The sequence below is a fragment of the Pseudomonas sp. EB271-G4-1 genome (assembly GCF_058791355.1).
This window is the reverse complement of sequence record NZ_JBYTEO010000036.1, coordinates 1-18,323: the sequence shown is the minus strand read 5'-3', so window position 1 is coordinate 18,323 and position 18,323 is coordinate 1. Positions and strand designations below refer to the sequence as shown.

Annotated in this window: 20 protein-coding genes and 1 pseudogene; 12 read left to right on the top strand and 9 right to left on the bottom strand. The window is 60.5% G+C overall.

The window, feature by feature from the left end; translation table 11 throughout:
* Positions 1-71: 71 nt before the first annotated feature.
* Both AC3WWR_RS18575 and pcrP read right to left on the bottom strand, forming a co-directional pair.
* Entirely contained in the window at positions 72-335 is a 264-nt protein-coding gene (locus tag AC3WWR_RS18575; protein ID WP_020798477.1) for a DUF4404 family protein, read from the bottom strand.
* Between the two features lie 109 nt (positions 336-444).
* Positions 445-1,065, bottom strand: coding sequence for an HAD superfamily inactivated hydrolase PcrP (gene pcrP / locus AC3WWR_RS18570; RefSeq protein ID WP_492598934.1), 621 nt, complete (start codon positions 1,063-1,065; stop codon positions 445-447).
* 198 nt (positions 1,066-1,263) lie between these two features.
* Between pcrP and AC3WWR_RS18565 the strand changes: the two genes are divergently transcribed.
* From AC3WWR_RS18565 to rssC, 3 genes are all read left to right on the top strand, one after another.
* A complete protein-coding gene (locus AC3WWR_RS18565; protein ID WP_020798475.1) occupies positions 1,264-1,953 on the top strand; it encodes an MlaA family lipoprotein in 690 nt (229 codons plus the stop codon).
* Between the two features lie 329 nt (positions 1,954-2,282).
* Positions 2,283-3,464 (top strand): two-component system response regulator RssB, encoded by a 1,182-nt coding sequence (rssB, locus tag AC3WWR_RS18560; protein ID WP_020798474.1) that lies wholly within the window; start codon positions 2,283-2,285, stop codon positions 3,462-3,464.
* A complete protein-coding gene (gene rssC / locus AC3WWR_RS18555; RefSeq protein WP_020798473.1) occupies positions 3,464-3,946 on the top strand; it encodes an anti-sigma factor antagonist RssC in 483 nt (160 codons plus the stop codon). The genes rssB and rssC overlap by 1 nt, the downstream gene beginning before the upstream one ends.
* A gap of 188 nt (positions 3,947-4,134) precedes the next feature.
* On the opposite strand, the gene tal is transcribed toward rssC, so the two are convergent.
* The 3 genes and pseudogenes from tal to AC3WWR_RS18540 form a co-directional block, all read right to left on the bottom strand.
* The gene (gene tal, locus AC3WWR_RS18550; protein WP_020798472.1) at positions 4,135-5,061 is read right to left on the bottom strand and encodes a transaldolase; all 927 of its coding nucleotides are present in this window, start codon (positions 5,059-5,061) and stop codon (positions 4,135-4,137) included.
* A gap of 307 nt (positions 5,062-5,368) precedes the next feature.
* A complete protein-coding gene (locus AC3WWR_RS18545; protein ID WP_404821803.1) occupies positions 5,369-6,124 on the bottom strand; it encodes a methyl-accepting chemotaxis protein in 756 nt (251 codons plus the stop codon).
* Between the two features lie 102 nt (positions 6,125-6,226).
* A pseudogene (locus AC3WWR_RS18540) lies at positions 6,227-6,373 on the bottom strand (HAMP domain-containing protein); the annotation flags it as partial.
* Positions 6,374-7,840: 1,467 nt separating this feature from the next.
* On the opposite strand from AC3WWR_RS18540, the gene AC3WWR_RS18535 reads away from it, so the two are divergent.
* Positions 7,841-9,157, top strand: a complete 1,317-nt coding sequence (locus AC3WWR_RS18535; RefSeq protein WP_033045183.1) for a Na+/H+ antiporter family protein — start codon at positions 7,841-7,843, stop codon at positions 9,155-9,157.
* Positions 9,158-9,189: 32 nt separating this feature from the next.
* Here AC3WWR_RS18535 and AC3WWR_RS18530 read toward each other — a convergent pair whose 3' ends face one another.
* The gene (locus tag AC3WWR_RS18530) at positions 9,190-10,122 is read right to left on the bottom strand and encodes a LysR family transcriptional regulator (protein WP_033045185.1); all 933 of its coding nucleotides are present in this window, start codon (positions 10,120-10,122) and stop codon (positions 9,190-9,192) included.
* A 111-nt stretch (positions 10,123-10,233) separates the two neighbouring features.
* On the opposite strand from AC3WWR_RS18530, the gene AC3WWR_RS18525 reads away from it, so the two are divergent.
* The 3 genes from AC3WWR_RS18525 to AC3WWR_RS18515 all read left to right on the top strand — a co-directional run bounded on the left by AC3WWR_RS18525 (position 10,234) and on the right by AC3WWR_RS18515 (position 11,444).
* On the top strand, positions 10,234-10,728 hold the full coding sequence (locus AC3WWR_RS18525) for a DMT family transporter (protein ID WP_020799444.1): 495 nt from the start codon (positions 10,234-10,236) through the stop codon (positions 10,726-10,728).
* On the top strand, positions 10,728-11,186 hold the full coding sequence (locus tag AC3WWR_RS18520; protein WP_020799443.1) for a DMT family transporter: 459 nt from the start codon (positions 10,728-10,730) through the stop codon (positions 11,184-11,186). The genes AC3WWR_RS18525 and AC3WWR_RS18520 overlap by 1 nt, the downstream gene beginning before the upstream one ends.
* A 96-nt stretch (positions 11,187-11,282) precedes the next feature.
* Positions 11,283-11,444 (top strand): Prokaryotic metallothionein, encoded by a 162-nt coding sequence (locus AC3WWR_RS18515; protein ID WP_020799442.1) that lies wholly within the window; start codon positions 11,283-11,285, stop codon positions 11,442-11,444.
* 24 nt (positions 11,445-11,468) lie between these two features.
* On the opposite strand, the gene AC3WWR_RS18510 is transcribed toward AC3WWR_RS18515, so the two are convergent.
* On the bottom strand, positions 11,469-11,747 hold the full coding sequence (locus AC3WWR_RS18510) for a hypothetical protein (protein ID WP_033045186.1): 279 nt from the start codon (positions 11,745-11,747) through the stop codon (positions 11,469-11,471).
* 31 nt (positions 11,748-11,778) lie between these two features.
* Positions 11,779-12,006, bottom strand: coding sequence for a DUF6555 family protein (locus tag AC3WWR_RS18505; protein WP_020799440.1), 228 nt, complete (start codon positions 12,004-12,006; stop codon positions 11,779-11,781).
* Positions 12,007-12,173: 167 nt separating this feature from the next.
* Between AC3WWR_RS18505 and selD the strand changes: the two genes are divergently transcribed.
* Positions 12,174-13,208, top strand: a complete 1,035-nt coding sequence (gene selD / locus AC3WWR_RS18500) for a selenide, water dikinase SelD (protein ID WP_033045187.1) — start codon at positions 12,174-12,176, stop codon at positions 13,206-13,208.
* Positions 13,208-14,311, top strand: a complete 1,104-nt coding sequence (gene mnmH, locus AC3WWR_RS18495) for a tRNA 2-selenouridine(34) synthase MnmH (protein WP_033045188.1) — start codon at positions 13,208-13,210, stop codon at positions 14,309-14,311. The genes selD and mnmH overlap by 1 nt, the downstream gene beginning before the upstream one ends.
* A 63-nt stretch (positions 14,312-14,374) precedes the next feature.
* Here mnmH and AC3WWR_RS18490 read toward each other — a convergent pair whose 3' ends face one another.
* Entirely contained in the window at positions 14,375-15,049 is a 675-nt protein-coding gene (locus AC3WWR_RS18490; RefSeq protein WP_020799436.1) for a hypothetical protein, read from the bottom strand.
* A gap of 364 nt (positions 15,050-15,413) precedes the next feature.
* Here AC3WWR_RS18490 and AC3WWR_RS18485 point away from each other — a divergent pair, with 364 nt between their 5' ends.
* The 3 genes from AC3WWR_RS18485 to hemB all read left to right on the top strand — a co-directional run bounded on the left by AC3WWR_RS18485 (position 15,414) and on the right by hemB (position 18,106).
* Positions 15,414-16,127 (top strand): glutathione binding-like protein, encoded by a 714-nt coding sequence (locus AC3WWR_RS18485; RefSeq protein WP_492598933.1) that lies wholly within the window; start codon positions 15,414-15,416, stop codon positions 16,125-16,127.
* Between the two features lie 18 nt (positions 16,128-16,145).
* A complete protein-coding gene (locus AC3WWR_RS18480) occupies positions 16,146-16,988 on the top strand; it encodes a PhzF family phenazine biosynthesis protein (protein WP_492598932.1) in 843 nt (280 codons plus the stop codon).
* Between the two features lie 143 nt (positions 16,989-17,131).
* Positions 17,132-18,106, top strand: coding sequence for a porphobilinogen synthase (hemB, locus tag AC3WWR_RS18475; RefSeq protein ID WP_020799433.1), 975 nt, complete (start codon positions 17,132-17,134; stop codon positions 18,104-18,106).
* Positions 18,107-18,323: the final 217 nt, after the last annotated feature.

Below are 18,323 nucleotides of genomic sequence, written 5' to 3'. Positions count from 1 at the left end.
CAGGTTTCCCGCGTTATCGTTGACCTCCATCGCGAGCATGCTCGCTCCTGCAGGGGATTTCTGCGTTTGGTTCAGATTCCCATGCTGTGCAGGGCCGTGCCAATCTGGCGCAGCGTGCTGGCGAGGGTCGGGTGTTCGAGTTCGAAGCGATCGACAGCCAGGTTGACGTTATCGGCGAGGCTCGAGTCCTGTGTCTTGGTTTCGAGCTCCAGCTCAAATTCGATCTTCTGCATCAGTTCGCGCAGGTCGTCACGCTCTGCGTCGGTCAGCGGAGGATTCTGTTCCAATTGCTCGCGCAGGGCATTGAGCTGTTCTTGCAGTTCGCGGGCAGACATGGCGTTCTTCCTTTTATCGATAGGCACTGGCATAGACCGCGACGGCGCGCCAAAGGTCTATGGCTTACCTTTAGATTAATCCACCCGCGCGTAACCTGCATGATCTGAATCAGGGCTTTTCGCCCTTGAGCCGACGCAAGCTGATGTCGGCCAGGCAAGTGTCGAGTTCACCAAGGTGATCGATTACCGAATGCACGCCCAGGCCGAACAGCTGCACCGTTGCCTTGCTGCGCTTGATGTCGCGCTCCTGCGCGGACAATGCCTGCCATTGCTCGGGCGAAAGCCCGCAGAGCGAGCCACAGGACGCCAGGCCGATGGTCCACAAGCCGGCATTGAGTCCCGATTGCAGCAGTCGTGGTTCGCCGCTGACCAGCACGCAGCCATCGAGTCTTTCGATGTCCAGCGCCATCAACGCTTGCCAACACGCATTGGGCGCCGGCCAGGGTTTGATTGTTTCAGCGTATTGCGAAGGTCTTATCCATTGCGGCAGGCCGCCGGCCAATGCCTGGCTGATGGCGGGGGAGAGCTCATCGAGCCAGGCGCAGGGGATTTGCTGGCGCTGCAGGCTGATCAGACTGTCCAGGGCGCCGGGGGTGGCTTGTGCGTGATCAGTGCCTGGGTTGCCCTGAAGGCGCGTGCGGGCACCGAAATCCACCAGGCAGCCACTCAGCCCGAACAGCACGGCAGTCAGGTTCGGCGCATTTTGCGGGGTGGTTTCGGCGTGCGGCATATCAACGTCCCTGAAATAGTCTCAAGGCTAGAGGGCGACGGTGACAGTTGAGTGACACTGTTGTGAATTGCTCGCATTCTGCCAAGATCGTGCGCGGGGACGGGCCCCATGCTGCCTAAAGTGGCCGAATCGTCTTATACTGGCAGCCTTTGCGCCGGGCCAAGCGTCCGGCGACGGTATAGTCCAAGGAGTTTTTTTATGCGCTGGAGCAATCCTCTCGCTCGGCTTTGTGTATGCGCCGGTGCGCTGCTGATTCCGTTTGCTGCGCAGGCAGCCTCGGAAGATGATCCTTGGGAAGGCATCAACCGTCCGATCTTCAAGTTCAACGACTTCGTCGACACCTATGCCCTCAAGCCTCTGGCCCAGGGCTATCAGTTCGTGACACCGCAGTTTCTTGAAGATGGCATCCACAACATGTTCCGCAACGTCGGCGACGTGACCAACCTCGCCAACGATATCCTGCAGGCCAAACCCACCGCCGCGGGTGTCGACACCGCGCGACTGATCTTCAACACCACCTTCGGCGTGCTGGGCTTCTTCGACGTGGGTACCCACATGGGGCTGCACCGCAACGACGAAGACTTTGGCCAGACCCTCGGTTACTGGGGCATGGGCAGCGGGCCTTATGTGATGCTGCCGCTCCTGGGACCTAGCACCGTGCGTGATGCGCCATCCAAGTTCGTCGATAGCTACACCGGTCCTTATCCGTACATCAACGACGTGCCGGTGCGTAATTCGATCTTCGGCCTGAACATCGTCGATACCCGGGCGGACCTGCTGTCCTCCGAGAAGTTGATTACGGGCGACAAGTACACGTTCATCCGCAACGCCTATCTGCAGAACCGCGAATTCAAGGTGAAGGATGGTCAGGTCGAAGACGATTTCTGATCCACAGCGGTAAAAAGAAGGCGGCCATCGAGCCGCCTTCTGCATTTTTGTCGTTCGCCAGGACCTTTCATTGGGTTTCGGTCAGGACGGTTCTTATAACTCCCGGTGATTTCAAAAGTGCCGGCGCCAAGCGACCATCGGCGTGAGCTTGAAACGCCTCGCGGATGGGAGTACCGTCTGCGCCTTAGAAGGGCACCTCTGGTGTACGTGTGGATCGGGTAAATGCTCGAAAACAGTGCGCCAGAGAGGCTAGAAAGCGAATCCAGTAGTCAGAGCCGGGCCAAAATCCGCGCCGCTACGCCAACCTAATTCTGGCGCCGTTTGCCCACATGCCAAAAACCAGTGCCACGCTGCTGATAATCGATGATGACGAGGTAGTGCGCGCGAGCCTCGCGGCCTATTTGGAAGACAGTGGTTTCAGCGTCCTGCAGGCCAGCAACGGTCAGCAGGGTCTTCAGGTATTCGAGCAAGACAAGCCCGACTTGGTCATCTGCGATCTGCGCATGCCACAGATGGGCGGACTCGAACTCATCCGCCAGGTCACCGAGCTTTCGCCGCAAACACCGGTGATCGTGGTGTCGGGCGCCGGCGTAATGAACGATGCGGTCGAGGCCTTGCGCCTGGGCGCGGCGGATTACCTGATCAAGCCTCTCGAAGATCTGGCCGTGCTCGAGCACTCTGTGCGTCGGGCCCTGGATCGTGCGCGCCTGCTGATGGAAAACCAGCGCTATCGCGAGAAGCTGGAGAAGGCCAACCGCGAGCTCGCCGCCAGCCTGAACCTGCTCCAGGAAGACCAGAACGCCGGTCGCCAGGTGCAGATGAACATGCTGCCGGTCAGCCCCTGGGCCATCAACGACTTCAAGTTTGCCCACCAGATCATCCCGTCGCTGTACCTGTCGGGGGATTTTGTCGACTATTTCCGGGTCGACGAGCGCCGCGTGGCGTTCTACCTGGCGGATGTTTCCGGGCACGGTGCCTCTTCAGCCTTTGTCACTGTGCTGTTGAAATTCATGACCACGCGCCTGTTGTTCGAGTCCAAGCGCAGCGGTACCTTGCCGGAATTCAAGCCGTCTGAGGTGCTTGGGCATATCAACCGGGGCCTGATCAGTTGTAAGCTGGGCAAACACGTCACAATGGTCGGTGGAGTCATCGACGAGGAGACAGGTTTGTTGACCTATAGCATCGGTGGTCATTTGCCGTTGCCTGTGTTGTACACACCCGACAGTGTCAGTTATCTGCAAGGGCGTGGTCTGCCGGTAGGCCTCTTCAATGAAGCCACCTACGAAGATCACGTGCTGGAGTTGCCGCCGACGTTCAGCCTGACGCTGATGTCAGATGGCATTCTGGACCTTTTGCCAGAACCCACACTCAAAGAAAAAGAAGCTGCGTTGCCCGAACGGGTCAAGGCGGCGGGCGGCAGCCTGGATGGCCTGCGGCAGGTTTTTGGATTGGCCACGCTAGGGGAGATGCCGGATGATATCGCCCTGTTGGTGTTGAGCAGGAATCTTTGATGAGTACCGGTAGAATCCAGTTCGCCGAACAGGACGGCACCTTTGTCCTGAAATTCGTCGGTGAAGTTCGCCTGACCCTGTGTTCGGCGTTGGATGCGACTATTGATCGGATCTTCACCGCGTTGAATTTCAACGCGATCGTGATCGACCTGACCGAGACCCGCAGCATCGACAGCACGACTTTGGGCCTGTTGGCCAAATTGTCGATCCTGTCGCGGCAGAAGGTCGGGCTGCTGCCGACCGTGGTCACCACCCACGAAGACATCACCCGTCTGTTGCAGTCGATGGGGTTCGAGCAGGTGTTCAACATCGTCGACCAGCCAGTGCCATGCCCGGAATGCCTGGACGACCTGCCTGATCAGGATCAGTCGGAAGAAGTGGTGCGGATCAAGGTGCTGGAAGCGCACAAGATCCTCATGGGGCTGAACGACTCCAATCGTGAAGCCTTTCATGACCTGGTGAATGCGCTGGAGCGGCATTGATGGTTGGCCGGGCTGGCCCCTTCGCGAGCAGGCTCGCTCCCACAGGGGAGCGAGTTACGTAATACGAAGGACATTGTGGGAGCGAGCCTGCTCGCGAAGGCGTCAGAAAGATCGCCACATCCAATCAGGACGCACAAAAAAGGGCGAACCCACCAAGGTTCGCCCTTTTTGCAATTCGCCGATTCAGATCACAGCTTGGCCTGCAACAACGCCTCCAGCTTCTCCTGGTCACGGGCGAACTGGCGAATGCCCTCGGCCAGTTTCTCGGTCGCCATGGCGTCCTCGTTGGATAGCCAGCGGAATTGCGCTTCATTGAGGTTCAAGCGCGCTTCACCGGCATTGCCCGGCGCCAGTTTGCGCTCCAGCTTGCCGGTGTCTGCCGCCAGCTTGTCGATCAGGTCCGGGCTGATGGTCAGGCGGTCGCAGCCGGCCAGTTGCTCGATCTGGCCGAGATTGCGGAAGCTTGCGCCCATGACCACTGTCTTGTAGTCATTGGCCTTGTAATAGTTGTAGATGCGGGTCACCGACTGCACGCCTGGATCGTCCGCGCCGACGAAGTCGTTACCGGTGGCTTTCTTGTACCAGTCGTAGATGCGGCCCACGAACGGCGAAATCAGGAATACCCCGGCGTCGGCACAGGCAGCGGCCTGGGCAAACGAGAACAGCAGGGTCAGGTTGGTCTGGATGCCTTCCTTTTCCAGGATCTCGGCAGCGCGGATGCCCTCCCAGGTGGAGGCGATCTTGATCAGCACCCGGTCACGGCCGATGCCGGCGTTTTCGTACAGCTCGATCAGACGATGCGCGCGCTTCAAGACGGCGTCCGTGTCGAACGACAGGCGTGCATCCACTTCGGTGGAAATGCGGCCAGGAATCACCTTGAGGATTTCCTGCCCCACCGCGACGCCAAAACGGTCGCTGGCCAGGCCTACATCGCCCTTGCAGTCGCTGACGCAGGCGTTCAGCAATTCGGCATAAGCGGGAATCGACGCCGCCTTGAGCAGCAGCGACGGGTTGGTGGTGGCGTCCACGGGTTTGACGCGAGCGATTGCTTCGAAGTCGCCGGTATCGGCAACAACAGTGGTCATCTGTTTGAGTTGTTCCAGCTTGGAAGTCATGGGCGTGCTCTGTCCTATGGGTCTGATGACATTACCCGAGCGCTGACAGCCACTCAAGGGCATGTAGGTGTATCGACGGCCCCAGTGGCAACAACCGCGAAACGGCTGTTTGAATGGTGGGGCGCGGTATCGGTAGATTCGATACCGAAACGCCGCGCAGGTTCCAGGCAACTGACCGGTTGTGCGGATTCATATAGACCTGTGGGAGCGAGCCTGCTCACGAAAGCTTTATATCAGCTGACGTATACGTAGGCTGACACACCGCTTTCGCGAGCAGGCTCGCTCCCACAGTTGATGGGGGGGTTGGTTAGACGCGGAACTGGTCCATCAGGCTCTGCTGTTGATTGGCCAGGCGATTGAGCGACTGGCTTACCCGCGCCGACTCATTGGCTTGCCCCGACAGCGATTCGGTGACGTCGCGGATGGTCGCCACGTTGTGGTTGATTTCCTCGGCCACGGCGCTTTGCTCTTCGGCGGCGCTGGCGATTTGCAGGTTCATGTCGCTGATCACGGTGACCGCGTCACCGATCTGCTGCAGCGCCGTCACGGCCTGGCCAACCTGTTCGACACTGTCCTGGGCCTGGCGGTGGCTGTTGCCCATCGAGCCGACCACGTCCTGGGTGCCGCTTTGCAGTTGTTCGATCACCAGGCGGGTTTCTTCGACCGATTCCTGGGTGCGGCGCGCCAGGTTGCGCACTTCGTCGGCCACCACGGCAAAACCGCGCCCGGCTTCACCGGCACGGGCGGCTTCGATGGCGGCATTGAGGGCCAGCAGGTTGGTCTGTTCGGCAATGGCGCGAATTACTTCCAGGACCGAACCGATTTTCTCGCTGTTGGCCGCCAGGCCTTCGACCTGGACCATTGCCGCGCTCATGTCGGCGGCGAGGTTGTCGATGCTGGTGGTGGTGCGGTCGATCACGGTCAGGCCCTGGCGGGTGGCCTGATCGGCATCCCGTGCCGCCTGTGCCGCTTGTGCGGCGCTGCGGGCGACGTCCTGGGCGGTGGCACTCATTTCGTGGGAGGCGGTCGCCACCTGGTCCACCTGGCGGTATTGCTGCTCCATGCCGGCGCTGGTCTGGGTGGCAATGGCGGACGACTGGTCCGCCGTGCCGCGGGCGTCCTGTACCGAGCGCTTGACCTCGGCAATGATCGGTTGCAGCTTGTCGAGGAAACGGTTGAACCAGCCAGCCAATTGCCCCAGCTCATCCTGCTTGTCATAGGCCAGGCGGCGGGTCAGGTCACCTTCGCCACTGGCGATGTCCTGGAGCATGTGCGCCACGCCGAGAATTGGCCGGGTCACGCTACGTGCCATCAGCCAAACCAGCAGCAAGCCGATCAGCGCCGCGAGGATGCCCAGGCCGAGTTCGGTCAGCGTGCCGGCGGTGTTGCTGTCATCCAGTTGTTTTTTCAGGGCCTCAGCCGGGCCGACGAGGACTTTTTCCGGCACATCGAGCAGCACGCCCCAGGCTTTGCCGCCGGGAATCGGCTGGAACGGCGCCAGCACTTTCAATTGCTGATGGCTGTGCAGGCTGGCGGTCTTGCTGTTGGTGGTGAGCATGTGCATCAGTTCGGCGCCGGTGGTGGTGTCCACCGCTTCCAGGCGCTGACTGAGTTTGCTGGCATCCAGGCTGTAACCGGCGAGCAGACCGGCCGGGCTGACGATGCTGACGCTGGTCTGGCCGTCATAGAGCTTCTGGCTTGCGCTCTGGCTGATCGCCTGCAGGCTGTTGAGGTTGATGTCCACCGATAGCGAGGCGATGACCTTGCCATTGACCATCAGCGGGAAAACGATGCTGGTCATCAGCACGTTCTGTCCGTCGATCATATAAAAGTACGGCTCGATCACGCAGGGTGCGAGGCGGATGCGCGGGCAGGTGAACCAGGCGTTGGCCGGTTCGCCGCTGGGGCCGGTGCGCGTGTCGGCGATGTCGCTTTCGGGCAGCGCCATGGACGTCACCTTGCCCGGTGTCGGTTGCGACCAATAGAGGGCGAAACGGCCCTTGTCGTTGCTCCCCAGTTCGGCCTGGCCGCTGAACAGATCGTCCTTGCCGTCCAGTGCGTTGGGTTCGAACACCAGCGATAGGCCCAGCAGCTCGGGGTTGGCTTGCAAGGCCGACTTGACCTGGCGGGTCAGGTCTTCGCGCAGGTCGAAGGCATCGAGGAAGCGCTTTTCCGCCTGCTCGCGCAGAAACAGCACCTGGCGCGAAAAACCGTGGCCATATTGATAAGCGTCCATGAACTGCTGGCGGATCATCAGCGCCTGGTTTTCACCCTGGGACTCGATCCGGGCCTGGGCGGCTTCGGTCAGCATCTCCATGCTCGAGGCTTTCACCAGTGCGGAGCTATGCTCCATGCGATACAGCGAAAGACCCACCAGCAGGGTCACGATGCCCGCCAGGCATAACCCGGCCAACAGGGTGATTTTCCATTGGATGGAAAGTTGTCTGAGCGACATGGACGCGTCCTTATTCGATAAATATCTGCGACTTTGCTCTGTAACGGCCGCGATCGGCCTTTCTTTACGCCGCCCCACAAATATCGAATTATCCCCTGTAGGAGCTGCTGAAGGCTGCGATCTTTTGACTTTCAACCTCCTTGAAGGCGCTGAAGATCGAAAGATCGCAGCCTTCGGCAGCTCCTACAGGTGCAGTGTTGGCTTTGACAAGGCGGCAGCCGTCCGGCAAAGTGCGCGCCCTCTAATAAAACCCATTCCTTTATCCGTAGACGGCGCTCGCAGACTGCCGGCCGGACTCTTTTCGCTTGCCCAGAGGTAACGACAATGAATGCAGTAATTGCCGCGGTCGGCATCATGCTGATACTCAGCCTGTCCCGCGTGCATGTGGTAATCGCTCTGATCGTGGGGGCGCTGGTTGGGGGGCTGACCGGTGGCCTTGGCATCGACGCGACGCTCAAGGCGTTCAACAGCGGCCTGGGCGGTGGGGCAACGGTGGCATTGTCCTATGCGTTGCTCGGCGCGTTTGCGGTGGCGATTGCCAAATCCGGACTGGCCCATGCCTTGGCGGACAGGGCCTTGGCGATGGTCGACCGGCAGCATGCCAGTGGCGGTGGCCAGGTCAAATGGCTGCTGATCGGCCTGTTGTGGATCGTGGCCATCGCTTCCCAGAACATCCTGCCGATTCACATCGCGTTCATTCCGTTGCTGGTGCCGCCGCTGCTGTATGTGTTGACCCGGCTGCAACTGGATCGTCGATTGATCGCCTGCGTCATGACCTTCGGCCTGATCACCCCGTACATGTTCTTGCCGGTGGGCTTTGGCAACATTTTCCTCAATGAAATCCTGCTGGCCAACGTCGCCCGCAGTGGCGTCGATATCAGTGGCATCAACGTGACCCATGCCATGGGTATCCCGGCACTGGGCATGTTCGTGGGCCTGCTGATCGCGTTTGTCAGCTACCGCAAGAAGCGCGTCTACGACCTGGAAAAGATCGAGCAGGTCGAGCAGGTCGCGGTGCAGTACAACCCCCTGAGCCTGATTGTCGCTGGCGTGGCGATTGCCGCGGCATTCATCATTCAGTTGCTGCTTGATTCGATGATCATTGGCGCGTTGGTGGGCTTCCTGATTTTTTCGGTGTCGGGCATCGTCAAGTGGCGCGACACCGATGACCTGTTCACCGAAGGCATGAAGATGATGGCGATGATCGGTTTCATCATGATTGCCGCTTCCGGTTTTGGCGAAGTGATCAAGGCCACCGGGCAGGTGCAGACGCTGGTCGAGACCTCGGCCTCGTGGATCGGCCACAGCAAGGCCGTCGGCGCCTTGCTGATGTTGCTGGTCGGGTTGTTGGTGACCATGGGGATTGGTTCGTCATTTTCCACCGTGCCGATCCTGGCGGTGATTTTCGTGCCCTTGTGCGTGCAGCTGGGCTTCAGCCCGATCGCTATCGTTAGTATCGTCGGGACCGCAGGTGCATTGGGCGACGCCGGATCACCAGCGTCGGATTCGACCCTGGGCCCGACCTCTGGCCTGAACATCGACGGTCAGCATCACCACATCTGGGACACCGTGGTCCCGACTTTCCTGCACTACAACCTGCCATTGCTGGTGTTTGGCTGGATAGCGGCGATGGTGCTCTGATTTCACCCATCGCCTCGCCAGCAAGCCGGCTCCTACAGGTCCCAATAGGGGACTTCGCCAAAGCATTCGACAAAGAAGTCGATCACCGTCCTGACTTTCACCGACAGGCGGCGGCTGCCGGGCCAGAGCACGGCGATCTGCTGCGGCTCAAGGCTGTTGGAGACCTGGTAGTCCCCCAGCACCGGCACCAGCGTGCCGTTGCGCACCGCCTCGCCGATCAACCATGACGGAAACATCACCAGCCCCAGGCCCTGCACGGCGGCCTGGGTCAGGGTGTCGGCGTGGTTGCCGGTGATCGGCCCTTTCACCGCATAGGGGGTCCATGGCAGCTGGCCTTTGCGGAAAAACCAGCGTTGCAGGCCTGCCACCCCTTTGTAGGCCAGGCATTGATGGGCGGCGAGATCGTCAGGGTGTCGCGGCGTGCCGTAGCGTTGCAGGTATGCCGGGCTCGCCGCGACCTGAAAGCGCTGTGGTGCCAGTATTCGCCCCTGCATGCTGGAGTCGTGCAGGGGGCCGATGCGAAACAGCAGGTCGGCGCCTTCCTGCAAGGGGGCGACGTAGGTGTCGGTCTGCTGGATATCCAGTTGCAGTTTCGGATAACGCGCGCACAACTGCCCCAGCCACGGGGTCAGATGCCGCTGGCCGAACACCACCGGCGCGTTGATCCGCACCAGTCCGCTCGGCTCGCTTTGCTGTTCCTGCAGGGCCTGTTCGGCTTCTTCCAGTTGCACCAGTACCAATCGCGCGTGTTCTCCCAGCAGCCGTCCGGCCTCGGTCGGCGTGACGGCGCGCGTGTGGCGGTAAAGCAATTGCTGGTTCAGGGCCTGTTCCATCAACTGGATCTGGCGGGAAATCGAAGAGGGCGCCACGCCCTCGCGGCGGGCTACTTCGGAAAAGCTGCCGTGGTCGAGCACCGCGACAAATAGCCGGAGTGCCTTGAAACCCAGTTCGTTGAGGCCGTGCATCGTTAGTCCTGCTGTGCGCGTTGCGCAAAAGTGTTGTCCAGATGCTCCCATTTATCGCACAGAAGTGACAATCGATAATGCGCGCCATGTTTCCTTGAACGGAGTTTTACCGTGCAGTCTTCTTCTCTCGACAGCGTCGCTGCCGTTGCAACGCCGACCGCTCGGCCAGGGCTGCGCCTGTTGCTGCTGCCCCTGGTGATCCTGGCGGGCATGGGCTTGTCCGTGGAGGCCGGGTTGCTGGGGCCGTTGGGCATTCAGGTCGGTCATTTATGGGCGACCTTGAGCATTTTTGGCGTCGGCTCGGCGATTCTGTTTTTCCTGTTGCTGCTCAGCGGCCCGCAACAGGGCCCGGCGCTGAGCCAATTACCGCGCTGGCAATTGATCGGCGGTTTTCTCGGGCCGGTCTATGTCGTGGTGCTGACGCTGGCCACACCGCACATCGGCATTGCGATGACGATGATCGCGATCCTGTCCGGGCAGGTCGGCAAAAGTGTGCTGATCGACCATTTCGGCTGGTTCGGCACCACCCGCAAGAAAGTCAACGCTGAGCGCTGGCTGGCCTTGCTGCTGATTGTCGCGGCACTTGTCCTGATTGCACGGGGTTGATGATGAGTCTGATTATTTTGTTGGCGCTGGTCGTGGCGGCCGGTGCGATCCTGAGCGTGCAGGCGGCGATCAACGGGCGCCTGGGTGAAACGGTTGGCGTGTTGCGCAGCAGTTTGCTCACTTTCGTGGTGGGGACGGTGCTGACCGGGTTACTGATCGTATTTTTCGAACCGGCTCACGCCGTGAGCCTGCTGGACGTGCCGAAGTGGCAGCTCGGCGGGGCGCTGTTCGGTGTGGTCTACATGATGGTGATGGTGGGGGCGGTGCCACGGGTGGGCACGGCGGTGGCGACGGTGGCGGTGATCGTCGGGCAACTGGGGATGGGGATGCTGATCGATAATTTCGGCTGGCTGGGCAATCCGGCGATCGAGTTGTCGGGGAGTCGGGTGCTGGCGATGGTGCTATTGGGCCTGGCCCTGGTATTGATGTATCGCAGCAGCAGTCGGGTAACGGGTTGAACGCTTGAGGCGGCCTGCCTCCTGATCAACTCCTACACTGGTACAACGGGCTGCTCATCCAGCCCGCCGACGACCACTGCCAAAGGAGTCTGCGCCATGACCGATGAAAAAAGCATCTGTGACTGTCCGAAGTGCAACTGCAAGCTCGGTGAACATCCTGTCGTGCGTCACGGCAAGCATTACTGCTGTGAAGCCTGTGCCAAGCACCACGAGCACGGCGAAGAGTGCGCCCATCAAGGCTGCAAGTGTGCGCACTGACCCTTGTGCGCAGGAACGTGGGGCCTAGTCGGGCTCCACTTCCAGTTTCAGGCTGTCGTCATCCTGCCGTTCGCTGTGGCGCACGGTGCCCGCCAGGCGTCGACCATCGACCCTGACCACCACCGTCTTGGCCTGCTCCAGATCGTCCGGCAAAGGCGCCGGGACTCTCACTGCAAAGCGCGTCGGATCACCTTCGACCTGTTCCAGGCCGACCCGGCACTCGGTGCTGCGGGTGACGCGGCCGAACAACGTATCCAGACCGTAGTCCAGATGTGCAGGGCTGCTGACGAGTGTCGAAGTCATTTTCTTCCCCCCAATCCTGATCGCTGCCCGGCTAGCCGGCCGGGCGCCACTTGACGTTCTCCACGCCGAATTTTTCTGCCATCGGTTTGCTGGTCTTTTGCACTTTTTCACGGCCAAAGCGAGGGATGCGTCCAACCCCCGCGTCGCAGCTTGCCCAATGCCAGGCCTCCGCGTTGTCCATTTTGTCCAGACGGATGATGAACGACTTGGGGACGCCATGAAGAGTGTATTCAATGACGAACAGTTTTGCGTTGTTCATAGAGCCTTTGTTCCTCCCTGTTGTACATAGAGGGATCGTTGGGCGCTGGGAAAATTCATTCGGATTGTCCGACGGTGCATGTCATCCGCGCATTCCGGCAGGCGGCGCCCACTTGGGCAGTGGCGGCTCTGGTAGAATCGGCCCCATTGATCCCAAGAGGTGCCCCCATGAGCGAGCCGATCCGCCTGACCCAATACAGCCATGGTGCTGGTTGTGGCTGCAAGATTTCCCCCCAGGTGCTGGAAGTGATTCTGGCCGGCAGCGGGGCGCAGAATCTTGATCCGAAACTGTGGGTCGGCAATGCCTCGCGTGATGACGCGGCGGTTTACTCCATCGATGAGGAACGTGGCGTGGTGTCGACCACCGACTTTTTCATGCCGATCGTCGATGATCCTTTCGATTTTGGCCGCATTGCCGCCACCAATGCCATCAGCGATATCTACGCCATGGGTGGCGATCCATTGATGGCGATCGCGATCCTTGGCTGGCCGGTCAATGTGCTGGCGCCAGAGATTGCCCGGGAAGTGATTCGCGGCGGGCGCTCGGTGTGCGATGAGGCCGGGATTCCCTTGGCGGGCGGGCATTCGATCGACGCACCGGAGCCGATCTTCGGTCTGGCCGTCACCGGTTTGGTGCAAAAGCGCCACATGAAGCGCAATGACACGGCCACGGCCGGTTGCCTGTTGTACCTGACCAAGCCCCTGGGCATCGGCGTGCTTACCACGGCCGAAAAGCAGGGCAAATTGCGCAGTGCCGATGTGGGCCTGGCCCGCGACTGGATGTGCACCCTGAACAAACCCGGCAGCCGTTTTGGCAAGCTGGACGGCGTTACCGCAATGACCGATGTCACCGGTTTCGGCCTGCTTGGGCACCTGGTGGAAATGGCCGATGGCAGCGGCCTCACCGCCCGCATCGACTATGAACGGGTGCCACGCTTGCCGGGCGTCGAGTATTACATCGACCAGGGCTGTGTGCCGGGTGGCACATTGCGCAATTTCGACAGCTACGCCGACAAGCTCGGGCGCCTCCAGGAGCTGCACAAGCGGGTGCTGTGCGACCCGCAAACCAGCGGTGGCCTGCTGGTTGCCGTGACGCCCGAGGGCAACGCCGGCTTCCTCGCGGTCGCCGCCGAACTGGGACTGAACCTGACGCCAATCGGTGAACTGGTCGAGCGACAGAGCCGCGCGGTCGAGGTGTCGTGATGCCCGTCGACTGTACTGATTACCGCGACATTTTTCTCAACGACCGGCCAATGATGGACGCTCGTGCGCCGGTCGAGTTTCTCAAGGGCTCGTTTCCCGGCGTGGTCAACCTGCCGCTGATGAATGATCAAGAACGGCAGCGTATCGGTACCTGTTACAAGCAACACGGGCAGCAGGCGGCGGTTGAGCTGGGCCATCAGTTGGTGTCCGGCACCCTCAAGGCCGAGCGCATCCAGGCCTGGGCGGATTTTGCCCGGGCCCATCCTGATGGCCTGTTGTATTGTTTTCGTGGTGGCCTGCGCTCGCAGATCGTCCAGCAATGGCTCAAGGACGAGGCGGGCATTGACTATCCGCGGGTAGGCGGCGGCTACAAGGCCATGCGCACCTTCTTGCTGGAAACCCTGGACCAGGCAGTGGCCCAATGCGATTTCGTCTTGTTGGGCGGCATGACCGGCACCGGTAAAACCGAGCTGCTCACGCAACTGGACAACGGCCTGGACCTTGAGGGACATGCCAACCATCGCGGTTCCAGTTTCGGCAAGCGCGTAACTGCCCAGCCGTCGAACATCGACTTCGAAAACCGCCTGGCCGTGGACGTGCTGAAAAAGCGTGCCCGCGGTTTCGAACAGTTCGTGCTGGAAGACGAAAGCCGCGCGGTCGGCAGTTGTGCACTGCCACTGCCGCTGTACCAGGGCATGCAGCAGTTCCCGATGGTCTGGCTCGAAGACAGCCTGGAGGGGCGGATCGAGCGAATCCTGCGCGATTACGTGGTGGACCTGTGTGCAGAGTTCATCGCGGTGCATGGCGAGGAAGGTTTTGCGCTGTTTTCCGAGCGCTTGCTGGCGAGCCTGGACAATGTGCAAAAGCGACTGGGCGGCGAGCGGCACCGGCGCATGCTGATCCTGATGGAAGAGGCTTTGGCCGAGCAAGGGCGCAGTGGTGCGGTGGATTTGCACCGGGGCTGGATCGAGGGCTTGCTGGTTGAGTATTACGACCCGATGTATGCCTTTCAGCGGGAGAAGAAAGGGGCGCGGATCGAGTTTGCCGGGGAGCGGGGGGCGGTGTTGGAGTATTTGCGCGAGCGGGGCATTCAGCGCGGGTGAGGGTGGTCTTGCTGGACCCTTCGCGAGCCTGCTCGCGAAGGCGTCCTATCAGGCACCCCAAAATCAGGTCGGGCAACTCTCCTGCCCGTTATCCAGCCCCTGCTTGTAGCTATGGCTTTGCAAGCTGGCCTTGCCGTTGTGCCAGGTCAGGGTCAGCACGTACAGCGAGTCATAGTCGCTCGATTCCCAGTCCTCGGTGATCTTCTGTTTCTTGCCGACGGCTTCACCGGCGACCTTGTTGATCAGTTCTGGCAGATAGCCGTGGGACCAGGCCGTATAGATGACCGAGTTGTGGTACTTGTCGTGGAGCAGTTCATCGGCCAGGTCACTGGTGTCGTTGGCCGAGAAGTTGATGTTCACCGGCAAACCGAGCTTGATCGCGCTGGGGCTGATGGTCATCAAGGGGCGGATGTAGCTGTAGGAGTTGTCCAGTTCGCCTTCCTCGACATTGCGCGTCGGGTTGGCGGCGAACACGTAGTCGGCCTTGCCGAATTTTTCTGGCAGCAGGGTGGCCAGGTCGATGGCGCGGTTCAAGCCCTGGCAATTGAGCTGGCCCAGGCCGCCCTCGGGCTTTTCCGCATGGCGCAGGAACACCAGGGTCTGGGTGCCATCCACCGGCTGGGCGCGGCTTTCGCTGGACTCCAGCACCAAAAACAACGTGCTGGCTGCCAGCAAGGCAGGCAGGAGCAAATACGCACGATGTTTAAAGTGTCGGGTGAATTTCAAGGGATTGATCATTGAATAAAAGGTTCTTCAGCGCATTGGGTTAAGGCTGACAAACCTTTGCACCGCGACTTTCCTGCGTCGGGTGTTTTCCATGTCGTGGAGCCGTTCCGTATCAAAGGGACATTACTCAGAGTCCCCTGAAGCCCGTTTGGTTCGATTCCGGCCGAGAGCGCAGCACTCTACCGATAACCTTTGGCGGGTTGCAGCAAAGGTTATCGACAGGATGTTGCGAAATTATTGACACCCTACACGAGCGGTCAGACAAACACAGTTATCTCGCTTGATCTTGACCATCAGCGATAATCATGGCGCCAGACGCCGCAGTCCGGGTCATCTCCTTTATGATCGGCATTCTCAATTTCTCGTGGAGGCTCCCATGACCGATTTGTCTGCGTTCCCCATCACCCGCAAATGGCCGGCACGCTACCCTGAGTGGATTCAACTGTATTCCTTGCCGACCCCCAATGGCGTCAAGGTTTCGATCATGCTCGAAGAGATCGGCCTGCCCTATGAGCCCCATCGCGTCGGCTTCGACACCAACGACCAGCTGTCGCCCGAGTTCCTGTCGCTGAACCCGAACAACAAGATCCCGGCCATTCTCGATCCCCATGGTCCGGACGACCAGCCGTTGCCGCTGTTCGAGTCCGGGGCGATCCTGATCTACCTCGCCGACAAGAGCGGGCAATTGCTGGCCCAGGAAACGGCGGCGCGCTACGAGACCATTCAGTGGCTGATGTTTCAGATGGGCGGCATTGGCCCGATGTTCGGCCAGCTCGGTTTCTTCAATAAATTCGCCGGCAAGGACTACGAAGACAAGCGTCCGCGTGACCGCTATGTCGAGGAAAGCCGACGCCTGCTCAGTGTCCTCGATGCACGCTTGCAAGGGCGCGACTGGATCATGGGCGAACGCTATACCATCGCCGATATCGCGACCTTCCCGTGGGTGCGCAACCTGATCGGTTTCTATGAAGCCGCCGACCTGGTCGGCATCCAGAACTTCCCCAACGTCACGCGGGTGCTGGAGAAATTCCTGGCGCGGCCGGCGGTCAAGCGCGGGCTGGAAATCCCCAAGCCAAACGATTCGATCTGATCAGGACCAGGGACGGCCATGCATTCATTCAATTTCAAGCAAGTCGATGTCTTCAGTCGCGTACCACTCAAAGGCAATCCGCTGGCGGTGGTGTTTGCTGCCGACAAGCTGAGCGATGAACGCATGGCGGCGTTCGCGACCTGGACCAATCTCAGCGAAACCACGTTCATCCTGGAACCGCAGGATCCCCGTGCCGATTATCGGGTGCGGATATTCACCACCCTCAAGGAGTTGCCATTCGCCGGACATCCGACGCTGGGCACTTGCCATGCCTGGCTTGAAGCCGGCGGTGTGCCCAAGGGCGAAGAGATTATCCAGGAGTGCGGTGTCGGCCTGGTGCGGGTTCGTCGGCAGGGCGCGGAGCTGGCGTTTCTCGCTCCGCCACTGCTCAAGACCGGGCCGGTGGACGCCAGTCTGATGGCGCGTGTGTGCTTGGGTTTGGGGCTGGAGCCGCAGGCGATTGTCCGCGCGCAATGGGTTGATAACGGTGCGGGCTGGCTGGCGGTGTTGCTCGCGGATCGCCAGCAAGTCCTGGACTTGCGACCGGACCATTCGCACATGCTCGGCCTCGCCGTGGGTGTCATCGCGCCGTGGCATGCGGAACGCGATGGCGATGAAGCGCAGTTCGAAGTCCGCGCATTCATTTCCGGTGACGGTATGCCCGAAGATCCGGCCACGGGCAGCCTCAACGCCGGGATTGCCCAATGGCTGCTCGGTGAAGGGCTGGCGCCGGCCCGCTACGTGGTCAGCCAGGGATTGACGATGGGCCGCGCGGGGCGCATCCAGGTGGAACAGGTGGGGGATGAAATCTGGATCGGCGGGGCGGTGGTGACCTGTATCGACGGCACGCTGGCCCTTTGATTGACCCGACCTGTGCAGGAGCGATTATTGCGGGTGCGGTAAGGGTAATTTCTCCCGGGTGATTTGTGCCCTGCACCTTGCAGGGCATAAGCTTTGCCCCCTCTACGACTTTCATCTTGTTTTTCGTTTTTTGAGGCATCTCCATGTCCAGTCAGTTCCCCGAAGCACGCCCACGCCGTCTGCGCCGCAATGCAAGCCTGCGCAGTCTGTTCCAGGAAACCGAGTTCAGCTTGAACGACTTGGTACTGCCGATTTTCGTCGAAGAAGAAATCGACGATTTCGTGCCGATCAAGAGCATGCCCGGTGTGATGCGCATTCCGGAATCGAAGCTGGCGGGGGAGATCGAGCGATATGCCCGTGCCGGGATCAAGTCGGTGATGACCTTTGGCGTGTCCCATCACCTGGACAGCAATGGCAGCGACACCTGGAACGACAATGGCCTGGTGTCGCGCATGTCGCGCATCGCCAAGGACGCCGTGCCGGAAATGATCGTGATGTCCGATACCTGTTTTTGTGAGTACACCGACCACGGGCATTGTGGCGTGATGCACAACCTTGAGGTCGATAACGACCAGACCCTGCTCAACCTCGGCAAACAGGCGGTGGCTGCTGCCCGTGCCGGTGCTGACGTGATTGCCCCATCGGCCGCCATGGACGGGCAGGTCCAGGCTATTCGCCGGGCGCTCGATGCCGCCGGGTTCACCCAGACGGCGATCATGGCCTATTCGACCAAGTTCGCCTCGGCGCTCTACGGACCGTTCCGCGAAGCTGGCGGCAGCGCGCTCAAGGGCGATCGCAAAAGCTACCAGATGAACCCGATGAATCGTCGTGAGGCGGTGAGGGAGTCGCTGCTGGACGAACAGGAAGGCGCCGATGCGCTGATGGTCAAGCCGGCCGGAGCGTACCTCGACATCATCCGCGACATTCGCGAAGCCTCGCGCCTGCCCTTGTCGGCGTATCAGGTGAGCGGGGAGTACGCGATGATCAAGTTCGCCGCACAGGCCGGGGCTATCGATGAAGATCGCGTGGTGCGCGAAAGCCTGGGCGCCATCAAGCGGGCCGGGGCTGATCTGATTTTCACGTATTTTGCGATGGACCTGGCACTGGCGGGGATCTGAAAACAACCACAACCCTTGTAGGAGCCAGGTTTGCCGGCGAAGAACGATGACGCGGTCTAGGGGTACATATCCATTGCTGCGGTTACGGCCTCCTATGGTTTCGCTCTTACAGCGACTCACTTTTTCAAACGCCAAAAAGTAAGCAAAAGGCTTTGCCGGTATGACTCACCCACATAGGTAACAAAACAGTTCAAGCACATAGGTAACAGTTTTTAAC